Annotated in this window: 19 protein-coding genes; 7 read left to right on the top strand and 12 right to left on the bottom strand. The window is 43.2% G+C overall.

Features of this window, described 5'->3' with window-relative positions:
* Window position 1: 1 nt before the first annotated feature.
* From frr to abc-f, 5 genes are all read right to left on the bottom strand, one after another.
* Window positions 2-556 carry a ribosome recycling factor gene (gene frr, locus ACODJP_RS09425; protein WP_422480843.1) on the bottom strand — a complete coding sequence of 185 codons (555 nt, stop codon included), beginning with the start codon at window positions 554-556 and terminating at the stop codon, window positions 2-4.
* Window positions 557-617: 61 nt separating this feature from the next.
* A complete protein-coding gene (gene tsf / locus ACODJP_RS09420) occupies window positions 618-1,460 on the bottom strand; it encodes a translation elongation factor Ts (RefSeq protein ID WP_422480841.1) in 843 nt (280 codons plus the stop codon).
* Window positions 1,461-1,479: 19 nt separating this feature from the next.
* Window positions 1,480-2,412, bottom strand: a complete 933-nt coding sequence (gene rpsB / locus ACODJP_RS09415; protein WP_422480839.1) for a 30S ribosomal protein S2 — start codon at window positions 2,410-2,412, stop codon at window positions 1,480-1,482.
* A 92-nt stretch (window positions 2,413-2,504) separates the two neighbouring features.
* The gene (locus ACODJP_RS09410; protein WP_422480837.1) at window positions 2,505-3,182 is read right to left on the bottom strand and encodes a Maf family protein; all 678 of its coding nucleotides are present in this window, start codon (window positions 3,180-3,182) and stop codon (window positions 2,505-2,507) included.
* Entirely contained in the window at window positions 3,172-5,130 is a 1,959-nt protein-coding gene (gene abc-f, locus ACODJP_RS09405; RefSeq protein ID WP_422480835.1) for a ribosomal protection-like ABC-F family protein, read from the bottom strand. Before abc-f ends, ACODJP_RS09410 begins: the two co-directional genes overlap by 11 nt.
* A 135-nt stretch (window positions 5,131-5,265) precedes the next feature.
* Between abc-f and aroE the strand changes: the two genes are divergently transcribed.
* Window positions 5,266-6,723: a shikimate dehydrogenase gene (aroE, locus tag ACODJP_RS09400; protein WP_422480834.1), complete on the top strand. Its 1,458-nt coding sequence runs from the start codon at window positions 5,266-5,268 to the stop codon at window positions 6,721-6,723.
* Here aroE and ACODJP_RS09395 read toward each other — a convergent pair.
* Genes ACODJP_RS09395 through ACODJP_RS09375 form a run of 5 tightly spaced genes read right to left on the bottom strand, consistent with a single transcriptional unit; the run spans window position 6,703 to window position 12,470 of the window.
* On the bottom strand, window positions 6,703-8,721 hold the full coding sequence (locus tag ACODJP_RS09395) for a hypothetical protein (protein ID WP_422480832.1): 2,019 nt from the start codon (window positions 8,719-8,721) through the stop codon (window positions 6,703-6,705). The two genes, aroE and ACODJP_RS09395, sit on opposite strands and share 21 nt — an antisense overlap.
* A complete protein-coding gene (locus tag ACODJP_RS09390; protein WP_422480830.1) occupies window positions 8,718-10,376 on the bottom strand; it encodes a DNA repair helicase XPB in 1,659 nt (552 codons plus the stop codon). The genes ACODJP_RS09395 and ACODJP_RS09390 overlap by 4 nt, the downstream gene beginning before the upstream one ends.
* Window positions 10,366-11,415: a chorismate synthase gene (gene aroC / locus ACODJP_RS09385; RefSeq protein ID WP_422480828.1), complete on the bottom strand. Its 1,050-nt coding sequence runs from the start codon at window positions 11,413-11,415 to the stop codon at window positions 10,366-10,368. The genes ACODJP_RS09390 and aroC overlap by 11 nt, the downstream gene beginning before the upstream one ends.
* Window positions 11,379-11,975 carry a shikimate kinase gene (locus tag ACODJP_RS09380; RefSeq protein ID WP_422480826.1) on the bottom strand — a complete coding sequence of 199 codons (597 nt, stop codon included), beginning with the start codon at window positions 11,973-11,975 and terminating at the stop codon, window positions 11,379-11,381. The genes aroC and ACODJP_RS09380 overlap by 37 nt, the downstream gene beginning before the upstream one ends.
* A gap of 6 nt (window positions 11,976-11,981) precedes the next feature.
* Window positions 11,982-12,470 (bottom strand): hypothetical protein, encoded by a 489-nt coding sequence (locus ACODJP_RS09375; RefSeq protein WP_422480824.1) that lies wholly within the window; start codon window positions 12,468-12,470, stop codon window positions 11,982-11,984.
* A gap of 61 nt (window positions 12,471-12,531) precedes the next feature.
* Here ACODJP_RS09375 and ACODJP_RS09370 point away from each other — a divergent pair, with 61 nt between their 5' ends.
* Entirely contained in the window at window positions 12,532-13,695 is a 1,164-nt protein-coding gene (locus ACODJP_RS09370) for a deoxyguanosinetriphosphate triphosphohydrolase family protein (RefSeq protein ID WP_422480823.1), read from the top strand.
* A 2-nt stretch (window positions 13,696-13,697) separates the two neighbouring features.
* Here ACODJP_RS09370 and nrdR read toward each other — a convergent pair whose 3' ends face one another.
* Window positions 13,698-14,162, bottom strand: coding sequence for a transcriptional regulator NrdR (nrdR, locus tag ACODJP_RS09365; protein ID WP_422480821.1), 465 nt, complete (start codon window positions 14,160-14,162; stop codon window positions 13,698-13,700).
* 191 nt (window positions 14,163-14,353) lie between these two features.
* Between nrdR and ACODJP_RS09360 the strand changes: the two genes are divergently transcribed.
* From ACODJP_RS09360 to ACODJP_RS09350, 3 genes are read left to right on the top strand one after another with little or no spacing between them, the layout of a single operon-like run.
* Entirely contained in the window at window positions 14,354-15,010 is a 657-nt protein-coding gene (locus ACODJP_RS09360; protein ID WP_422480819.1) for a DUF7523 family protein, read from the top strand.
* On the top strand, window positions 15,010-15,537 hold the full coding sequence (locus ACODJP_RS09355) for a nucleoside-triphosphatase (protein ID WP_422480817.1): 528 nt from the start codon (window positions 15,010-15,012) through the stop codon (window positions 15,535-15,537). The genes ACODJP_RS09360 and ACODJP_RS09355 overlap by 1 nt, the downstream gene beginning before the upstream one ends.
* Window positions 15,534-16,220: a queuosine precursor transporter gene (locus ACODJP_RS09350; protein ID WP_422480815.1), complete on the top strand. Its 687-nt coding sequence runs from the start codon at window positions 15,534-15,536 to the stop codon at window positions 16,218-16,220. The genes ACODJP_RS09355 and ACODJP_RS09350 overlap by 4 nt, the downstream gene beginning before the upstream one ends.
* Before the next feature lie 3 nt (window positions 16,221-16,223).
* Here the strand turns inward: ACODJP_RS09350 and ACODJP_RS09345 are convergent, their stop codons facing one another.
* A complete protein-coding gene (locus ACODJP_RS09345) occupies window positions 16,224-17,012 on the bottom strand; it encodes an inositol monophosphatase family protein (RefSeq protein WP_422480813.1) in 789 nt (262 codons plus the stop codon).
* A 38-nt stretch (window positions 17,013-17,050) separates the two neighbouring features.
* On the opposite strand from ACODJP_RS09345, the gene mfd reads away from it, so the two are divergent.
* Together mfd and trmB are read left to right on the top strand one after the other, a co-directional pair.
* Window positions 17,051-20,299: a transcription-repair coupling factor gene (gene mfd, locus ACODJP_RS09340; RefSeq protein WP_422480811.1), complete on the top strand. Its 3,249-nt coding sequence runs from the start codon at window positions 17,051-17,053 to the stop codon at window positions 20,297-20,299.
* A 16-nt stretch (window positions 20,300-20,315) separates the two neighbouring features.
* Window positions 20,316-21,023 carry a tRNA (guanosine(46)-N7)-methyltransferase TrmB gene (gene trmB / locus ACODJP_RS09335; RefSeq protein ID WP_422480809.1) on the top strand — a complete coding sequence of 236 codons (708 nt, stop codon included), beginning with the start codon at window positions 20,316-20,318 and terminating at the stop codon, window positions 21,021-21,023.
* Window positions 21,024-21,078: the final 55 nt, after the last annotated feature.

The raw sequence follows: 21,078 nt of genomic DNA, 5'->3' as shown, positions 1-21,078 counted from the left end.
ATCAGATTTCCAGTATTTCTTTTTCTTTTTCAGTAGCTAGGTCAGATATCTGGGCGACATAGGAATCGGTCAAATTCTGGGTTTTGGTCTCAAGGTCTTTTTGCTCATCCTCAGAAATATCTCCCGACTTCTGTAATTTCTTGATTTCATCAATTGCATCACGGCGGATATTTCTGATAGCAATCTTACTCTGTTCAGCAATTGCCTTGGCATTTTTTGCCAGTTCCTTTCGACGTTCCTCAGTAAGGGGAGGGAAGTTGATTCTCAGTAATTTTCCATCATTATTCGGATTCAGGGAGAGCTCTGATTTGAGTATCGCCCTTTCAATTGGTGCAAGAAGTGTCTTGTCCCAAGGTTGTATGACTACCAGACGAGCCTCCGGGATAGAAATTGAAGCAACCTGGGAAAGTGGAGTCTCTTGACCATAATAATCTACCTTGATTTTATCGAACAAAGCGGCCGAGGCACGTCCTGTTCTCAGAGCACCATATTCATTGGTAAGAGCTACCACACTTTTCTTCATTTTTGTTTCACATGTCTCTAAAACCGTATGCATTTCGCACCTCCAAAAAAGGTACCGCCCAGATACGAAATCTGAGCGGTAATCTATACTGAAATTATTCGTCGACTCCAACACGGAAGTTGGTATAGCCGATTATTGAAAGTTTGGCTCCTACTTCTTTGGAGATGTTTGCAAGAACTTTTTCCACAGATTGGGAATCATCCTTAACAAACGGTTGTTGGAGGAAACAGATTTCACTGAAATGCTTGTTCAATTTACCTTGAACGATACCAGGTACAACCTTCTCAGGTTTGCCGAGGGCTAAAGTTTGCGTAGTGAAAATCTCTGTCTGTTCTTTGACATAATCCTTATCTACAACAGAACTGGTCAAATATCTTGGAGAGAAAGCTGCCACATGCAATGCACAATCAAAAGCAAATTCTTTGACAACATCGTTCTTCAATGCTTCGGGTTTATCAGACTCAAGCTCCACCAAGACTGCTAATGAACCTTCTCCATGGACATATTCCGAAACCAATTGGTTGTCAGCAACGTCCAAAACCTTGACGCGCTTAAGGGACATGTTTTCTTTGATCTTGGTTATCAACTCCTGGACTTTGGCCTCCATCTCGGGCACGATACCAGTGTAACCGTTAGCGATAACGTCCTCACAAAGTTCCTCTCCAAGTGCAATGAAGTCTTTATTCCTGGCTACAAAGTCGGTCTCACAAGCCATCTCAAGGATCACAGCTTTACCATTTTTCACCAGAGTGAAAGCACGGCCATTATTAGTAGCACGTCCAGCTCTCTTGGCGACTGCCGCAAGACCCATTTCCTTTAAAATCTTCTCTGCTTGGGCAAAATCGCCTTCTGCCTTAACAAGAGCCTTTTTACAATCCATCATGCCAGCGCCAGTAGCGTCTCGCAATTTCTTTACAATATCAGCGGTAATTTCCACAGTATTCTCCTTGGTTTGATTAGTCTTCGTAGAGGATTTCTTCGGCAACTTCAATGCCACCTTCGGTAACCTTGACTGCTTTTACCTTGGAAACCTCTTCCTCAACCTCTTCCTTCTTCTCTTCTTCTGCGACTTCGAATTTGGTATAATCGGGTTCTTCTTCATCGGTTGCGAAGACTACCTCTTCCTTCTCCTCTTCAGATTCATCTTCCGATTTTCCATTCTCATCACTTTCGATTTCTGGAAGCGTTTCGATAATCTCGATGCCGACTTCCTTATCTGCATCGACAACTGCGTTTGCAATAATCTCTACGAACAAGCTGATGGCACGGATAGCATCATCATTTCCGGGGATTGGATAATCAATATTTGTAGGATCACAGTTGGTATCGACAACAGCGATAATAGGGATGCCAAGGCGTTTTGCTTCTGCTACAGCGATAGCCTCTTTTTTTGTATCGATGATGAAGATAGCACCAGGCAAATCTTTCATTTCTTTGATACCGCCAAGGTTTTTCTCGAGCTTAGACTTTTCCTTGAGGTGAAGAGCAATTTCTTTTTTGGTATAACTATCGAATGTACCGTCAACTTCTTCTTTTTCAAGTTTCTTGAGTCTGTTGATGGATTTCTTGATTGTAGTGAAGTTAGTCAGCATACCGCCGAGCCAACGATTGTTGACGTAAGGCATGCCACAACGTTTTGCTTCATTCTCAATGGTCTGTTGGGCTTGCTTCTTTGTTCCGATGAACAAAATTGACTTACCTTGTTTGACTTGGCTTCTGACAGCATCATAGGCTTCTACAATACATGCGCTAGTCTTCTGCAAGTCGATGATGTGTATCCCGTTTCTTTCAGAGAAGATAAAGCGGGCCATCTTGGGATTCCATCTTTTGGTCTGATGACCAAAATGTACGCCTGATTCAAGCAGGCTTTTCATGGTTACTACGGACACAATTCCTCCTGTGACGGGTTATGACATGAAATCATGCTTCATTTACCCGTCCCCTTCGCTATTTCTCACCATATGGTGGATATTCCGTACAGTCAAAGACTGTCCGGTGAAGATAATATGGCAGAAATCGCCTGTATTGGCAAGCCCACTACGGTCGTAAAATCACCAGTAACCGCACTGATAAACTTTTTGGCCTCACCTTGTATACGGTAAGAACCCGCCGCACCTTTCCAATCACCGCCTTCAAGATAGGTTTCGATCTCATATTTCTTCAATTCATTGAACGTGACGATACTTTGGTCGCTTCCACTAATCACAGAGCCTCGCGATGTTCCTTGTTGGGGGAGGTATAATGCAAATCCAGAACACACTTGATGAGACTTTCCACTAAATTGGATCAATTGAGCCCTTGCTTCTCTGTAGTTTTCCGCTTTTCCAACGAGTGCTCCATTGAAACAAATTAACGTATCTGCCGCCAACACCGGGAAGGTTGGAGAAGGATCTTTGGTGAGGTAGATTCTGAGTTTCCGTTCGGCAAGTTCCTTTACTACTTGTAAACCAGCCGAACCTCCATGGTCTTCGTCACTATGGGTGGGATGTACATGGACAATGCATCCATATGACTCTAATAATGATTTCCTAGCTACGGATTGGGAAGCCAGAATCAGTTCAGGGAGATATTCCTTAATTGGATAATCCTTAAGCGTAGTAATTTCATTACTGCTCAATGGAGTCGGACCTGTGGTTAGTTGTTCGTTATCAACTTCCAAGTTTGTTCTCCAGTTCTTCGATTTCGTCTTGCAAAGAGAACCAATGGCTTTCGAGACTCGTGTGTTTGGTTTCCAATTGACCTTTTTTAGTGATCAAACTGGTAATGGATTCACTATCCGAATAATTCTCTTCAAGAGCCATATCCTCAATCACGCTCTGAATGGATCCAGTTATGGTTCCAATCTTCTCTAACAAGTCATCACTTTCCTTGTGCAGATTTCGCAATCGATTCTTCATTCTATTCGTCTCTTTCCAAGAAACGACAGATTCTTCCTTTGCTTCGATCTTTTCTTGGCTGATCGTTGTACGTTCCTTATCGGATAATTGTTCGAAAGCCTCTTTCTGTTCCAATTTCCAAGAAAAATATTCGTAGTCACCCTCAAACAATTCAGGTTCGTTCTCGCTCAAATAGAGGATGCGATTAGCAATATTCTTGATAAAATGGGTATCGTGAGAAACAAAGACTACAGTCCCCTTGTATTGCCTCAAGGCTTCAAGAAGGACATTTTTCGCGTTAATATCCAGATGGTTTGTGGGTTCGTCAAGAATCAAGAGATTTGCTGGATGCAAGAGTATTTTCAGTAGTGCAAGCCGACTCCTCTCTCCGCCACTGAGGACAGCTACCTTCTTGTCGATATCATCATCACTAAATAGGAAAGAGCCCAATAGACTTCTTAATCTGGGGATGTCCGAGGTTGCTGCAATGGATTCAACCTCTTGAAGGATCGTGTTATCGGGATTGAGTGTATGTTCAGTGTCTTGGGCAAAATATCCAATCTTGACTCCAGAGCCCAGTCGAATAACTCCTTCATAGAGATCGTCCACCTTGGCGATCATCCTAAGGAGTGTTGATTTGCCTGCACCATTTCGACCGGTCACAGCTAATCGGTCTCCGTTATTGATAATCAGTGACAGACTAGCGAAAATTTCCAGATCTCCATAATTCTTGTGTAATTCTTCCAGAGAAATCACATCCTTTCCACTATGGGGTGGATCGGGAAATCGGAAGGAGAGTTTTTTCAGATGCTGAGGTATCTGGATTATCTCAACTTTCTCGAGTTGTTTTTCACGACTTTGTACCTGCTTTGCCTTAGTAGCTTTATATCGAAATCTTTCTATGAATTGTTCGGTTTTTTCCAATTCTTTCTGCTGGTTCTTGAAAGCCTTAGCCAACTGCTCCAATTCCATGGTCCGCAACATTTGGTAAGATGTATAGTTACCACTGTATCTCGTGAGATTCCCATTGAACAATTCATAGACTTCATTGACCGTGTCGTCTAGGAAATCCTGATCATGGCTTACAATCATCACTGAACCACGATATTGGCCAAGGTAATTACGTAACCAAATCCGAGCCTCGATATCGAGATAGTTTGTCGGTTCATCGAGGAGCATGACATCTGGATCTTCGACTAGTACTTTTGCCAATGCGATTCTCATCTGCCACCCGCCACTGAACTGTTCACAAGCACGATGAAAATCACTTCTCAGGAAACCCAAACCTTTGAGAATCTGTTCGATTGTAGCTTCCCTACGGTAGTAGGAGCTATGCATTAACTGTTCTTGGATTTCGTGTAGCTCTTCGAGTAAGGATGTGTGGTTGTCATCTTGATTCACATGAGAAAGATGGGATTCGATCTCCATCTTCCTTTGAAGAAGCGGGTAGAACCGTGAATATCCTTTTTCCACCTCAATAAATACCGAGTTTCCGGTATGGACAATGTCGCTTTGTGGAAGATAGGAGATACGCATGCCTTTTGAGGAGGCGATTGATCCACTATCTCCATGTATCTCACCTGTGATTATCCTCAACAACGTTGATTTGCCAGAGCCATTTCCACCAGCTAATGCTGCCCTTGCCTTATCAGAGAGCGTAAAGGAGACATTGTCTAAGAGATCTCTGTCGCCATATGCTAAGCTGATATTCTGTACCTGTAATGTTCCCATGGACTCTCCGTATTTCCCCAAGGTGTTGCAGATTCATGATGTAACGAGTATGATAAAACGTACCACAACGGCGCGTCGGGATGCAAGGAGTCCTTCAAAGCGTCATCTAGCGAATAATTGGATGGAGGAACTCCGATGATATGTCTGGTTCTGACCGGTAGTACAATTGAGGAAAACGTATCGCAATGTAATCGGAATCGTCAATATATTGATATCGTGGAGTTGAGGATCGATCTTCTCCATGAATCGTCGCGTGTTCGAGCTGCAATGTTTCCTGAAATGGTCGATATACCTGTTATTCTGACTATCCGCCGCCAATCTGATGGAGGTCGTTACGCAGGATCGGAGCGAAGTCGGCTTTCACTCATGGAATCGGTATTGGACGGTAATTTTGCCTATGTGGATATCGAGGATGATGTAAAACGTTCAGGTGCTGAACAAAAAGCCCGTTCAAAAGGGATTCGCATCATACGTTCGAAACATGATTTCAATGGCTTGCCTGCCGATATTTATCACAAGATTTCAAAAATTTCAGCAAAGGGAGATATTCCCAAACTTGCCGTAACTCCCAATTCTATCATGGATCTCATAACACTATTCAGAGTTCGGACTGAACTGCAATCGGTTGAAGAAAAGATTGTCCTAGGAATGGGACCGTATGGGTTACCTTCGCGTATCCTGTATAGAAAAATGGGATCATTGTGGACCTATTGTTCCGAAAATCCCGTAGCTCCAGGCCAAATATCAGCCCAGCAGATGAAAGAACTCTATCATGCAGATAAAGTAGATGAGAGGACCCACATCTATGGTGTCATTGGCAATCCGGTATTACATTCTTTTAGTCCAAGGATTCAAAACCCAGGTTTCTGGGGAATAAATTTCAATGCTATATATTTACCATTTCTTGTGGACTCGGTTAGATCTTTCTTCATTCTTGCGGAAATGCTTCATATCTCTGGATTCTCTGTTACTGTACCCCATAAACAGACAGTATTACCGTATCTAGGAAAAATCACCCGGGAAGTTAAGCAAATCGGGAGCTGCAACACCGTGGTAAGGGCTAAGAACTTGTGGATGGGTATGAATACCGATTATTATGGATTCATTGAACCTCTAGTTTCTGAAATCGATGCGAAAAGGATTCAAAGTGCTTTAGTTATTGGAGCGGGAGGTGCGGCAAGGGCAGTTGTCTGGTCGTTGCGAAACCATGGGTGTAAAGTAACCATTATTAACAGGAATACAGAGAGGGCAAGGAATCTGGCTCTTGAAACCATGTCTTCGTATGATAGCCTGGAACAAGCTTCTGACTATGAGCATGTGGATTTGGTAGTGCAAACTACATCGGTCGGAATGGTTCCCGATAGTGAAAGTGATCCCATCCCAGGCTATCGTTTCAACAAGAATCAGGTCGTATATGAGCTGGTGTATCGTCCCAAATATACCAAGATGCTACAACGGGCTTTGGAGTCAGGGTGTAGATTGTTATTCGGTATCGACATGCTTATACGACAGGGAAAACATCAGTTCGAAGCCTTCACTGGTTACCACTATCCAAAACGGTTGGAGCAATCACTACATCTGGAAGAAGACTGATCTGCGTAATTTCCTTACTTTGAATAGGGTATTTAATGAAATCAAACGTTCCTCACCCTCGGGAAGTACCTGCACGCGTATAGAGGGATCTTTGGCTGAAGTGATAAATTCCTTCGCATCTGCCAAGATCATCTGTGAATTGCCCATGTCATCTAATAGGTGTAATTCTAATAGATCTGATGATGAATTAACGGCAGCCTTACATAAATTGATCTTTCCCTGATAGTCAAAGCCACTTGCCTGCATAGTTTGGCTAGGTCCTTGTATTGCCGTAATCTGTTCAGGAACAATAATAAGTTTTCTTTCCAGCCTTGCAAGCATCTCTTCCCGTTCAGAAGGGTTACTTGTCTTTGAGAGTATCGATTTCTTCAGCCTCTCCGATGGATTCGAAAGAGCAGTGTCTTGATGTTTAGGTACATGCAGAGGCAACAATCCAATCTGTTGAGTGTGAGTCTCCAACTCTTGAAAATCGAAATATTCATGAGACCTATCCGGTTGAACTTTTTCGGTTATACTACTTGGCAAGAAGCCGATACCGGTGGCGGTCAAAATTTCTCTCCATATGATTTCGGAAGAACGAGAAAGAAGAAAAAGTCCAGTACTGATAGTAGCAATGATATGTTCCTGTAGTTGTGGTAGTGCTTCGATTATCCTACTTTGTCTTTCGTCCGCCTTGACGATAATCCCATCATAAATAGTAATGGAGTTGAATTCATCACGCCAATGCTTAATAAGATTTTCAAGATGTTTGAAATCCGTATGGGTCAAATCCTTCAAATAGGAGATGATTCCGTCGACTGATAAGCCAAGGTCGAATCCTCTCATGATGCTCTGTTTGTTTATTTCATAAGAACTTACGACATCGACTTTTCTAGCAATCGCTATCATATGGAGAATATTCCTCGACCCGATCGTCTCTAAATCATTACTAAATGATATCGAGAAATCGCTATCAATTGTAGGAGTCAGTCTAGTAGAGCCTCTGTCAGTATTAATGATTTCTTGGGAAACAGGATCCGAAAGTCCGATTTGTCGAAGGATAGCAACGATGTGGTTTGTATCGGGAAGGGAAATCCTATTCCTAAATGCTACAAATTTACATGCTGTTTCAAGATCTTCTTCAGTATCAAGGGGGATAGTCCGCAAGAAAGATACCAAATCTGAAAATAATACATGCAATGAATGGTCAGAAATCTGGGTTTTTCCTTGGCTCGGGAAATTGGTATGCCAAGCTGAAATGAAAAGTCTGAGCTGCAATTGGTGACGATCAAGGCGCAACAATCTCTCGGATCTTTCCCAATCGATGCGAAAACCTCTTCCATCGGGGCGTATGATATTCTCATGGAAGAGCAACCGGTTGTAATATAAAATCTCGTCAATGTTTTGGTTTTTATCTGTCCCGAATACCAGCGGTCCATATTTATTCTTCAATAAGCGGGAGCTCTTCTCAACAGATCCTAAGGATTCATGGATATGGAGGCTTACCAAAGCCTGTAATATACTTGGGTTTGCACCTGAAAGCCTAAATCCCTGTGACTGCGATTCGGAATCGATTGAGGCAAATATCGAAGCGTAGGAGAGGGCTTTGGATTGTAACAGGTCCAATAGAATGGGATTCACCAGTATTTCACAACGATTATTCGTACTGTAAGGATTAGGAACCAAGAGAAGCCGCTCTTCAAGATTCACTATATTGTTCAGTAAAATTGCATATGGTAATCGGCCCTTAAAAATGGCGCAGACCTCATCTTGAGTAGGCGAACCCAGAATATGGGTTGCTGAGAGCAATTGAATATCCTGTTTTGAGAGCATTTCGATGATATTATGTCTGAACTGCGGATTCAAGAACAGATTAGTTAACCGTTTGGTAAGTTGGGGTTTGTGGAATGGCGTAGGAATTTTCCCAATGAAATTTCTGACTATATCCATATAGACAGTATCTGACAACATGGTAAGGGATTGTTCCCATAATCCAACAGCTTCCTGATCTTGTATCATTCCCATACCTCCACATGATAGGCATATCCCTGTTCAGTTAGGAATTTTTGTCGATTCGCACTGAACTCTTCCTCTGACGAAAAACGGGTTACCAGTGAGTAGAAATGGGAACTCTGTTTTTTTGGTCGCAAGATTCGTCCCAACCGCTGGGCTTCTTCTTGTCTGGATCCGAATGTTCCCGATACTTGGATTGCTACGGAGGCATCAGGAAGATCAATCGCAAAGTTAGCAACTTTCGAGACGACAAGGATCCTTTCTTTACCTTCACGAAATAGCCGATATAGTTCATCTCTTTTCGTATTGGCGGTAGAACCAGTAATCAGGGGAGCCCCTAATTCCTTGGCTATAGTTTTCAATTGATCGAGGTATTGTCCTATCACAAGAATAAAATCTTGGGGATGGTTTGCAATCAGATCTCGGACTATCGGAATTTTATCCCTATTTTCACTCGCGATTCGGTATTTTTCTCGCTTATTTGCGATAGCATAAGGAATTTCTAGGTCTTGAGGAAGCGGTACTCTAATTTCTGTGCATTCAGCTTCAGCAATCCAGCCTTGGTTCTCCAATTCGCTCCAGGGAACATCATACCGCTTGGGTCCTACGAGAGAAAACACTTCATCTTCTCTATGGTCTTCGCGTATAAGTGTTGCGGTAAGTCCAACGCGGTGCACGGCCTGTAGCTCAGCCGTGACCTTGAAAACCGGTGCTGGCAACATGTGTACTTCATCGTAGATAATCAGACCCCAATTCCCCTCTTTCAGTACACGCATATGCGGGAAATCGGCCTCTTTATCCGGTCTCCATGTAAGGACCTGATATGTACATACCGTAATGGGACGTATCTCTTTCTTCGCACCTGAATATTCACCTACAAATGATGGATCTATATCCAATTTATCCAGAATCTCGGCTATCCATTGGTGTACTGCCGCCACATTAGTGGTGAGTATGAGAGTACGGGTAGAGAGTCGTGTGAGTACTTCCATACCTACAATGGTCTTTCCAGAGCCACATGGAAGTACGATGGTCCCGTATCCGGTTCCTGGGCCCCCATCTCCGAGCACAGAATTCGCAGCGAGCCGTTGATAGTCACGAAGTACAAAAGGTACATTTCGTGAAGAGACGTCCCTAAAAGAAACTGGAACAGGTTCCCCATGTACCAGAGGAATCCTATCGTCAACGGGGAAATTGAGCTTTATTAACTGCAATTTCAATTCTCCCCTTTGGTAAGCAGTAACCTTGAAGCCATCCCCATATGGGGTCAACATGGATGCAATTGCTTTCCGTGCCATAATCTCACGGACGAATCTTTCCTGTTCGATTTTTAAAAGATAGTGATCGGGGTCATCTTCGATAGGAAGGAGGAGAAATGTTCCGAACCGTCCTCCAATTTCTTTAATATGGAAAACCACCGACTCAGGAAGAGCAAAACGAGACCATTTCTGCAGTCTTTTAAGAACATCTTCGACTCCAACACCTGCCGCAGCAGCATTCCAAAGGCTGATTGCCGTGATAGCATAGGTATGGACATGTTCAGGAGATTTCACCAATTCAGAAAATGCAATAAGATCATTCCTTGCTGCCTCTGCAGAAGGGGAGTGTACATCAAGCATCATGCTGAGATCGCTTTGTATGATCAGAGGTTTATCTTCCATTCTGCTGATACCACAAATCTAAAAGTGTAAGAGCTGTCATGGCTTCTATGACAGGAATAATCCTCACACAAATACAAGGATCATGCCTTCCTTCCACAACTATCTTCCTACTATTTCCATCGATATCGATAGTCTGCTGGGCTTTGCCGATAGACGCTGTCGGTTTTATCACCGTTCTAAAAAGGAGTGGTTCCCCATTGGTGATTCCACCATTGATTCCCCCAGCATGATTTGATAAGAACCCTGTATCATCCATCTGATCATTATTTTCACTTCCACGTCTGGTCGCCATTGCAAAGCCATCCCCAAACTCAATACCTTTTGTAGCTCCGATCGAAATGATCGCATGGGCGAGTAGGGCGTCAGCCTTATCAAAAACTGGTTCACCTAATCCTGTTGGCAAACCGGTGACACGGCATTCTATAATACCTCCCACACTATCTTGGTCGTCCCTTGCCTGGGCGATCAATTGTTCCATGAGAACAGCTGCTTCTGCATCCGGCGCACTTACAGGATTCTTTTCTATCTGTGAATAGTCGCGTTTGCTGGCTATCACATCTCCGATTTGGATAGTATAAGCTGAGATTTGAACACCTTTTTTGGCAAGGATCTGAAGAGCGATAGCTCCAGCCGCAAGACGGGCTGCTGTCTCCCTACCACTGCTTCGACCTCCTCCGCGCCAATCGCGAATACCGAATTTCTGGTGCCAAGTATTATCTGCATGGCCAGGTCTGTACATGCGGGAAATGTCGTTATAATCGCCCGACCTTTGGTTTGTGTTACGAATGATGATGGCTACGGGGGTTCCCGTGGTCTTACCTTCAAAAACTCCGGAGAGAATTTCAATGGCATCGGGTTCCCGTCTCTTGGTACCTAAAGGATTCCCTCCAGGTCGACGTCGATCCATTTGTCGGTGTAGATGGTCTAGATCAATGGAGAAGCCACTCTCCAATCCATCGATTACTACACCAAGGCCTTCTCCATGGGATTCTCCAAAAGTCGTTATGGTGATTGATTTTCCAAAGATATTTCCTGACATGGTTCCTCGCTTCTTATCAAATTTCGTAGAAAATTGGCCAACAATTTCCCATTCTCCGGTACCGTCTGGCAATCGTACAATCTTATCATATAATTGGAAATCTGCCTATATCGGTCATCCCGGTGGGTATAGAGTCGTTTGAAGGAGCCCTCAGGATCATCTTCTGACAAGAAAGGGGGAACACCACCTTTCATGATTCGTGAGAATAATGTCTCTTGTGGCACATTGAGGTAAATAATGGTGCCAAAAGATTTCATAAGAGTGACAAGTTGGTTGTTGTCCGAGGCTCCACCTCCGGTAGCGATGATGTGGATCGTAGGATCATCATGCAAGAGGGTTTCTAGGTAAGCCTTCAAAGCAGAAAATTCCAAATTTTTAAAAGCCTCTTTACCTTCACGTTGGTAATATTCCCTAATGGTCATACGAGGGATTTTTATTTTCACCAGATCATCGGTATCCACAAATTCGACAGTGTGATCGGATTTGAGCAAGTGTGCTGCATAAGAACCGAGATTGCTTTTACCTGAATGTTTGATTCCAACCAAAAAAAAGATCTGCATGGCTACTCAATCATGATCGTCAAATAATGCGATCCATTTTCTCGGATAGCGGATACCGGCTTGTTCACGTTCGATCTTTATTTGTCTTTTCATATGTCGTGCCGATTCCTTATGGTATGTACGAAGTTCAATTTTTTGCATGTAATTCGCTTCTTTGACATTTTTCATGGTATCAAGAAGATGTTTATTATCGGGTACGACAAGTTTCAACGCATAACGGAATGTGACGATCATTGTATACCAGAGTAGGACAATGATAAGGGGAACGATCTCTCGTACACTCCTGTCGGGACTAATCTCCACCCGATAGGAACCACTTGCCAATCCTGTGGCCAATTGGAATAGGGGAGTTATGCTGATATAGAGGAACGCGAGCGAAATGACCAAAGGCAGTACCCAAAACCACCCTTGACGAGAAAAAAGAAACCGTAGGCAGGCCGCGGCAGAGAGAAAACAGAGGAGCGTAGTGCTTATTGCTACCAGTAGCATGACCATGGTGAACATGATACCATGGAGATTATCGATAGGGAAGTATGTGGATAGAAAAGGAGATTACATGAGAACGAAGCGGATTTTTGAAAACGGTTTGTCTAGAACTCTTCTCGAACAACGGCTACACCCTCGGGTAAGCGATGTAAGAGGCGAATTTTACCGTGATACCACAGCAATTATCCATAGTTCACCTTTTAGAAGATTGAAACATAAGACCCAGGTATTTTTTGCACCGAGCAATGACCATATCTGTACTAGGATGGAACATGTATTGCATGTCGCTTCGATTGCTTCTGCTGTATGTAGAGGGCTTGGACTCGATACGGAATTAGCTTGGGCAATCGGGATGGGACATGATTTGGGACATACACCCTTCGGGCATGTAGGGGAACGGATCCTTTCCGATCTCATGGAAGAACGGGGGTTCGAAGGATTCGAACATGAATTGAATTCCTTGAGGATCGTCGATTTTCTTGCTGAGCATGGGAAAGGTCTCAATTTGACCTACGCTGTAAGAGACGGTATCGCGAGCCATAACGGTGAACGTTTCGAGAGAATCGTCAAACCTGAATTCATCCATGGAAATTTATCCAGACTGAGAACTAGGGTTGGAGTCGTCCCCTCGACCTGGGAGGCTGCTGTTGTACGATTCTCTGATCAAATAGCATATCTTGGTAGAGACTATGAAGATGCGTGTAGATTATCCATAATCGAGGCTGATGAAATCCCTGATATTGTGGTTGAACGTCTAGGCAAGACTAACGCCAGTATCATTAATACCCTCGTAAATGATCTTATCGATACTTCTACTCCAGATACGGGAATCTGTTTTTCTGAACCAATTTTCGAAGCTGTGCTTATCATGAAAGAGTTCAACTATCGTCATATCTATCTTTCTCCCATGTTGGAGGGGTATAGCAAGTATTTTTCCCGACTATTAAGACTTATTGTAGATTATCTACAAGGTCTTTTGGATTCCTATGGGTTCGATGAAACCCTCTATATGCAGGAAAAAAACATGCTGGCTGCGGGGTTCGGTCTCCATCTTAAAGAAATGCGGGAACCCTATATGGACCATGATGGTAATATCGATAGGATCCTTTTTGACTATGTGGCAGGAATGAGTGATAATTTCTGTTTGGATTGTGCAAATGAGATTCTTAAACCCGATCATTTGAACGAGCATATAGAACGGTCGGTAACTGGGAAATGGTTCGATGTAAAATAACCCTATTTCATGTTATGGGTTATTTGTTCTATCTCTTCAATGAATTGAGCTACATTGTCGAATGCCCGGTAGACAGAAGCAAAACGAATATAGGCTACCGTGTCGATATTGTAGAGCTTTCTGAGAGCTACTTCTCCAATAGCTTGTGATGTCACTTCGCGTTTGGTTCCAGCAGCCAGGACGACTTCATCTTCGATGTCCTGTAGAACCTGTTCAATTGTTTCTTGACTGACATTCCGTTTCTCTGTGGTGATCCTAATACCCCGTTCGACTTTCTTGATATCGAAAGGTTCTCTCCTTCCATCACGCTTGATCACCATAAAGGGTTTTTCCTCAATCCTTTCATAGGATGTGAATCGGTAACCACATGAAAGACACTCCCTCCTGCGACGAATCGTTGAGCCACTACTGTTTTGGCGTGATTCCAGTACCTTGTCATCCATATCACCACAATGCGGACACAACATGGGAAATCTCCTTCTAGAAAGATAAATTATACTATAGCATGAAATTGAAGAATAGAAAATGTGCTAATGAGAAGTTTTTGCAAATTATTCACACTTTTGTCAGAATTTTGATATAATTGTTATGAAAATATTGTGAAAGTATCATAACCGTGATAATAATAACATGAATTGAGTGTATAAGAGAGGTGCCTATGGAGTCAGTGAGTAATTCAGTTAAACGTATAATCGATAGAACGCCGTTTCTCTATGAGATGCTCATTCAAGGAATTCTAAGCTATAGCAACTATGCAGCATCAATAAAACCTACGGTTGAGGAATTGCACGGTAAAGAGGTCAAATCCTCTGCCATTGTAATGGCCATAAGACGATATGCCGATGAATTAAGAAAGAAAGATACTGAACAAAAAAGTTATGAACTCCGTTACGAGATTATGATGAAAACAAATATCTACGATATTAACCTTGTTCGTAGTGACACGATAATGGGGAAGTTGGGAGAACTCTATAATTTGGTAAGTCCCTCCTCTGGTGATTTTCTCAATGTCACGTTAGGTAGTCATGAGGTGAGCCTTTCATTCAGTGAAAAGTATCGTGAAGTAGTCGAGAAAAGCATACAAGGAGAAGCGGTACTACATAGGATGGGTGACCTTGTCGCTCTATCGCTTGTTTTCAGCGGAGATTTTATGTCTACCCCTGGAATCGTGTACGAAGCCGTCCGGAAACTGGCATGGGAAGAGATCAATGTCAATGAAATCATTTCCACCATGAATGAGCTTACCTTCGTAATCAGGAGAGAAGATTCCATGGATGCCTTTACCGTACTACAAAGTTTCTTGGGAGGATCATGATGTCCCATCCGAAACATATTATCATCACAGGTCCGACCAATAGCGGAAAGACCACTATGCTCTATGCTCTCTGTTCGCGGCTGGATTCTGCGGGCTATGCCATCGGTGGCGTCGTACAAGTGTTACCTTTACCTAATCAAGAGAAAAGAGAATGGATTTTAAGCGATCAGGGAACCGGTGAGGTTCGTCTATTGTTATCAATGGAAGAACATTCCGACTGGAAAAAATTCGGTAGATTCTGGTATGATCCGCAGACTTTTGTTTGGGCGGAGAACCAAATCATACAATTTATGGCAACTTCGGATTATATCATATTCGATGAAATCGGACCTATTGAGATGCAAGGCACGGGTTTTCATGAAATTTATAAGAAGGTTCTTAAATCATTCCATGGAACAGTGATCAGCGTTATTCGTGACAACCTGCTTGACCAAGTGTGTGATACGTACAGAGTGAAAAGAGATAAGGCATTGATCCTATCGGTCGATGCTCCTCGTGAAGAAGAATTGGGGAAGGTGATCCATTGAATGAATTGTTCTGGGCAATCATGCTCATCGTAAACTTCATAGCTATTATGGTAGCTTTCAGGTTATGGGGGAGGGTCGGTCTTTTAGTATGGATTCCTATTTCTGTAATAGTTGCCAATATTCAAGTTACCAAGACTGTCGTTCTCTTTGGATTGGAAGCGACATTGGGAAATATTGTCTATGCAACCAGTTTTCTCGCAACGGATATCTTAAGCGAATGTTATGGTAAGAAGGATGCTACAAGGGCAGTCGCCATCGGGTTCTTCTCTCTGGTTACCATGACAATCCTTATGAATCTCGCCTTGTTGTTCAATCCAGCTCCATCCGATTTTGTTCAAGAGAGTTTGACCACAATTTTTGCAATCATGCCAAGGATAGCTCTGGGGAGTCTCGTAGCATACGTAGCCTCACAATTCCATGATATCAACGCTTTCGCCTATTGGAAGAAGAAGTTTCCTGGAAAGGGCTGGCTATGGTTTAGGAATAATGCAAGTACCATGGTAAGCCAGCTTATCGATACAGTGCTCTTTACCGTCATCGCATTTTGGGGCGTGTTTTCTTGGCAAGTATTATGGCAGATCATGGTGACCACATATGTACTGAAATGGTTAGTTGCTACACTGGACACACCTTTCATCTATTTGGCGAGGAAGTGGCATGAGAAGGGAATCATTTCTCAGTAATACTCAATCAATGAATAGCGTTTTCATTTTCTGTACAGCTTCTGCTGTCCCAGCCAAGACAATTCCTTTGAACGGTTTCCTTTGCTTTAGCAAAGCATCGGTGTAAAGGAATGGAGAGCCATCTGCATATTCAACAATCATGTGTTGGGAAAGCAACAATGCATGGGCTCCAGCGATATCCCAAGCAAAACACGGTACCGATACCGAACCTTGGATGTGGGGATGGATGAGAGGTGAGACCATGTGTAGGATATTGGAACCATAACAACGGATTTTCCCATCGAATCTCTTGATCGAAATATGCCTTGGCGCATGTGATGCCATCGCTATCTGTTCCAGTTCGCGATTTGCAAGACGTGGGGTGAACTCGGTTTCATTGAGCATAAGCGGTTTACCCGGGTCTTGGCGCAAGAAAAGCCCCTCGCTACTACTCAAGCCCCATCTGGGAGCGTAGACCATGCCTCCAATAGGTTTGCGGTCCTTACCTAGGATCCCCAAGGATATACACCATCCTGGAAGGCCTTGGCTATAGACATCTGTACCATCAATCGGATCAAGGATAAATGTGAGCCCTGCATCGGGATCGAAAGGTTGGATAGCCTCTTCAGTAACAACATTAGCTTCTGGGAATAGTCTAGAAAGTTCCTTCGCAACCGTCTCGTTTATCTTCATATCAGTAGAGGTCAATACAGAACCATCATCTTTATAATTGCGGGAAATATCGGCCTGGGCTTCGCATGCGTATGTTCCCATTTCTTGCAACAACAGCGCCAAACGATCAAATGCATCCATTGAACACCTTTCCTCTCTATGATAGTGTATGTGCGGTTATGCAACAACATATTGGTCCGCTTGTGCAATCCTATATCAAAAGCACAGACGCATACAAGGCGTTCAAGAGGGATTGCTCCATTCGTCAGTATATTGAAGGCCTGGAGGGGTATCCTCTCTCCGAGGCTGTTTCTGTGTATGCACGGTCGCTTTCCAAACGGGTTTGGGCTCTCTGCCCAACAGAGATTGCAGCAACCCAACTATGCAAGGATCTGAAGACTTCTGGGACGCCATTCATTTACCTCCCTTCTAACGGCAAACGTCTATACAGTCCGTGGGAGGGGTCAGATCGTGAATATGCCCAGCTGAAAGCTTTGGCAGCTATGTTGGAATATCCTTCACGTATCGTAGTGACACATCTCCGTGCTTTTGTTTCTCCAGTAGTATCCCTGCATTCACTGCAGGATTCGGAAATGAAATTGAAGGTTGGGGACCGTTTTGATCCCAGTAAGATTGCAAATGATTTGGCCGAAGGTGGGTATTATCGTTCACCGAGTACCGCAGTTCCTGGAGAGTTTTCCATTCATGGCGAGGTTGTCGATCTCTTTCCCTATGATAGTGATTTTCCTATTCGCCTGTATGGCGATTGGGAGAGAATCGAGAAGATCACAGCGTTCGATCCAATAAGCCAGGATACTTTGAAGACCTTAGGGCATATCGTAGTAACCATTCTCAAGGAACAACAGGAAATTGAGACATCGGATATCGGAGCCTATATCGATGAAAAGGATTACCTGTTCTTTCTTGGCCAGGAGCGGCTAGAAACTTCTTTTCATTCCCTCTTAGTGGAAGCAAAGGCATTATATCGGGAAGCATTCCTTATAGATAGAGAATCGCCTAAACCAGATAAAATACTGTTCGATTATCCCAAATTCTTTCATGGATGGAAATATGGCTCCGTATTGATGGAGGTTAGAGGCCAACGTAAGGATACCTATACATTCGATATCGATGGACCACACTCATTCTTTGGAAATTTTGTCATGCTCAAAGAGCATCTTAGGCAATTGTTCGATAATGGTTATTCTGTGACGATTTACGCTGGGTCTGAACTTCAACGAAAACGGTTGAACAATATGCTCAGCCAATTTGAAAAACTCAGTATTATTGATCTCGAAATAAGTGGTGGTTTTTCTATTGTAAGCCAAAAAATGGTTGCAATCTGCGATCATGAGATATTCGGACGGAGAAAACAGGTCGTTAAGGCACTCCATAAGGTCCAGACATCCCCATTGGATTCATTTGTTGACCTCAATGAGGGAGACTATGTTGTTCATGTCAATTATGGCGTGGGGCAATTCTTGAAGATTGATCGTATCAACATGTCTGGCAAAGAGCGTGATTATATCAAAATTGCCTACGCAGACAGTGAAATACTCTTCGTCCCCATCGAGCAAGCCAATCTGATACAGCGGTATATCGGAAGTGAAGGTGGATCACCGAGACTGGATAAATTGGGTGGCCAGGGTTGGGAGACCAAAAAGGCAAAAGCAAGGAAGTCTGCCGAAGAACTTGCTGGACGTCTGATACAACTGTACGCGAGACGAAAAAGTAGCAAAGGGTATCCGTTTCCCAAAGATACCGACTGGCAAATGCTATTTGAGGCATCATTTCCATTTGAGGAGACTGAGGACCAACTCACTTGCATAGAAGATATCAAACAAGATATGGAGAGCCATCATGTCATGGATCGCCTGGTTTGCGGAGATGTAGGGTATGGAAAAACTGAAATTGCTCTTAGGGCAGCTTTCAAGGCTGTAATGGCCGGTAAACAGGTCGCCTTTCTTGCTCCTACAACCATTTTGGCTGAACAGCATTACGAGACATTGATGCGTCGTTTAGGCCAATTCCCTGTAAAAGCGGAAGTAATTTCCCGCATCGTTCCCAAAAAGACTCAAAGAGAGATTCTGAAACGTCTCAAGGAAGGAGGGATCGATATTCTTGTCGGGACCCACAGGATCTTGCAAAAAGATGTGTTCTTTAAAGATCTTGGACTCCTGATAGTTGATGAAGAACAACGTTTTGGTGTAAAGGACAAAGAACGGGTAAAAGAACTCAAGGCAAATATCGATTCCATATCACTCTCTGCAACACCTATACCCCGCACTCTTTATATGTCATTGTTGAAAATCCGTGATATGTCCCTTTTGACTACTCCTCCAATCCAGCGGAGGCCGATTAAGACGGTGATTAAGGAATTCGATGTTTCCACTATTGTGAAGGCTATCCGTTACGAACTATCCAGAGGAGGCCAGGTCTTCTATCTGCACAATAGGATAAATACATTGGACGAGGTAGTTCAAATGTTGCACAAGGAACTTCCTGAGGTTCTTGTGGAATCAATCCATGGTCAGATGGATCCGGATTCAATCGAAGACATCATGAGACGATTCATTCACCAGGGAATCCAAGTCTTGGTCTCCACCACATTGATCGAGAATGGCATAGATATTCCAAATGTTAATACCATCATTATCGATAGGGCTGATAGATACGGAGTATCACAACTCTATCAATTGAGGGGGCGGGTTGGAAGAAGTGATCAAGATGCTTATGCCTATCTATTCTATCCTGCATTGACAGCAATTAGTGAGATTGCAGTTAAACGATTAAAGGTCATCTCAGAACATACTGAATTAGGAAGTGGTTTCAAGATAGCCATGAAGGACATGGAAATCCGTGGAACCGGAAATCTTCTCGGTCGGGAACAGAGTGGACAGCTAGCCTCAGTTGGTTTAGATATGTATTTGAGAATATTGGATGAAGCTATTGCAGAATTAATGAAAGAAGGTTCATTGGAAGAGTCTAGGGAGGTATTCCTCGAACTCGACTACTCAGGTTTCATTCCCGATTCCTATATCGCTGAACCGTCGGTTAAATTTGATGTATATAAAAAGATAGCTTCTATTTCCAGCGATGCGCAATTGCAAGGATTGACAGCTGAATTAGAAGATCGTTTCGGGCCAACGCCTGAGGTTGTGACAAACCTCCTCTATATTGCAGAGCTAAAAATCATCTGCCGGAAACTCAAAATCAACCATCTGAAGGAACGTAACGGTATGGTGACTATAGAGTTTGGTAAGGTTAAGGATATTGCGATTGATAAGGTCATGGAATTGCTCCGTTTAGGTAATGGAAAAATCGGAATAGACCAACGCAGGATGAATGTTCTTACACTAAAGACTGACGCGGTATCGTTGAAGGATAAGTCACTTTTTATTTTGGAAACATTACAACGGTTGATGTAATGGGAGGAATGGTTTCATGGGTGTCGATACAGATAGGGTAGATAGTCTAGCAGTGGATGGTAAACGCAGCATTAAGAGTTTTGTCTTGAGAGGGTCTCGGCTTGCATCGTACCAGAAGGAGGCTCTCGAGCTCTATACGGATCGTTTTGTTATTCCATTTGAAGAGAAGGTTCTCGATTTCAATGCTATCTATGGTAACGATAATCCTGTCATCATCGAGATCGGTTTCGGCATGGGACATACTACTGAGCGTATAGCTACACAAATGCCGCTCTCGAATTTTCTCGGGATTGAGGTATTTCTCAATGGATTTTCCAAACTCTTGTCTGCCGCAGGGCTCAAAAATATACAGAATCTCCGTCTTATGCGGTATGATGCAGTCGAAGTATTGGAAAAGATGATTGGCGACGGAACTATCGCTGGCTTCCATATTTTCTTTCCTGATCCGTGGCCAAAGAAAAAACATCATAAGCGTAGATTGGTACAAACACCTTTCGCCGAACTTTTAGCTCAAAAATTAGCTCCAAACGGATATATCTATTGTGTAACAGATTGGGAGGAGTACGCATATCAAATGCTCGATGTCTTTTCCCAGATCGATTCCTTACATAATCCACATAATGGATTCTCTCCTCCACGATCGTGGCGTCCTACCACAGGATTCGAGGAAAAGGGCATGCGAAAAAACCATCGTATCAGTGAAGTTTGGGTAGAGAAAAAGTAAAAAAAACCGTCACAAGAATTCTTATGACGGCCTATTGTTTCTATGCTTGAGAAGA

Source organism: Pleomorphochaeta sp. DL1XJH-081 (assembly GCF_049310885.1).
GTDB lineage: Bacteria > Spirochaetota > Spirochaetia > Sphaerochaetales > Sphaerochaetaceae > CAYZJV01.
Note: the sequence above shows the minus strand (reverse complement) of the source record. Positions and strands in the feature narration are given on the sequence as shown.